Origin of the sequence: Photobacterium sp. 1_MG-2023, assembly GCF_030547945.1 — a bacterium.
Taxonomy (GTDB): Bacteria; Pseudomonadota; Gammaproteobacteria; order Enterobacterales; family Vibrionaceae; genus Photobacterium.
The window spans coordinates 1-983 of sequence record NZ_JAUORR010000075.1 but is presented as its reverse complement, the minus strand read 5'-3'; the positions used below and the strand labels follow the sequence as shown (position 1 = coordinate 983).

At 44.4% G+C, this 983-nt stretch carries 2 protein-coding genes and 1 pseudogene; all 3 read left to right on the top strand.

The genetic code is table 11. The features are described from left to right. Positions 1 to 321 (top strand): annotated as a pseudogene (locus Q4579_RS22910) (hypothetical protein); the annotation flags it as partial. Beyond that, positions 311 to 565: a bacteriocin immunity protein gene (locus tag Q4579_RS22905; protein WP_303567268.1), complete on the top strand. Its 255-nt coding sequence runs from the start codon at positions 311 to 313 to the stop codon at positions 563 to 565. The pseudogene Q4579_RS22910 and the gene Q4579_RS22905, both read left to right, overlap by 11 nt. A 157-nt stretch (positions 566 to 722) precedes the next feature. Next, positions 723 to 983 (top strand): S-type pyocin domain-containing protein (locus Q4579_RS22900; protein WP_303567265.1); only part of this gene is annotated, 261 nt, incomplete at its 3' end.

Below are 983 nucleotides of genomic sequence, written 5' to 3'. Positions count from 1 at the left end.
CAAGGACAGTACATACCGACGGTTATAGCCAATGCTCTCAGAGGCAAAGAATTTAATCGATTTTCTGAACTCCAAACGGCCATATGGAGTGAGGTAGCTAAACATCCTGTCTTGCTGAATCAGTTTAATACAGTAAATCGACTACAGATTATGGATGGGAATGCTCCTCATTGTCTTGAAATATATTGGGTAGGAAAGAGAGGCCGATATGAAATTCATCATGTCGATGAAATTCAACATGGCGGATCGGTCTATGATATTGATAATCTAAGGATAAACACAGTGAAAAACCATGTAAGGATTCATTCGAATGAAAAATGATATTAGTGAGTATAGTGAGCAAGAATTTTTTGAGCTGGTCAAAAAACCTTTTGCAAGAGGTTGCGATCCTGATTTTCTTGATGAGCTGTTATATTTTTTCAACAGCAAACTGCAACACCCTAAAGGAAGTTCGTTAGTCACACATCCAACAATGGTAGGTATTGAAGACTCACCTGAAGCCGTTGTCGCAGAACTCAAACGCTGGTACGCCGAACAAGGGTTGCCTTGCTTCAAACCTGAATAACTTGTCTGCAAAGGCCACTTGAGCAGCGCTGACTGAGTGTGGCCTGTTATTTCTCTGTTTTGTCTTCAGACAGACTCTCAAAAGTTACATTTTTGAGAGTCTCAATTTATATCTCTCCTGAGCAGTTACATCAGGCAGTATCGTTTCTGCATTCATGATGCCCCATAAAGTCTGGCACCATGACGATACGCAGTACACCGAGGAAGAGTTACGCAATCTGGAAAGTGTGCAAAGCCGGATGCGCATCAGCCTGACCGACCCGGCACCGGGTGAGCAGTACCCGACTGTTCACGCATGGCAGATGAACTTTGCCCGTATCCCGGTGTTTCAGGTGGGTTTTGACGAAGACAATCAAAGTTTCTCTGTAGCTTTGGGGAAAGAAGGGCCAGAGATGACCTGGCTCCCGACAGCCACCGGG

Bases quoted from the DNA above. Each gene is read 5' to 3' on its own strand.
- Q4579_RS22905 (WP_303567268.1), top strand. From the start codon at position 311: ATGAAAAATGATATTAGTGAGTATAGTGAGCAAGAATTTTTTGAGCTG.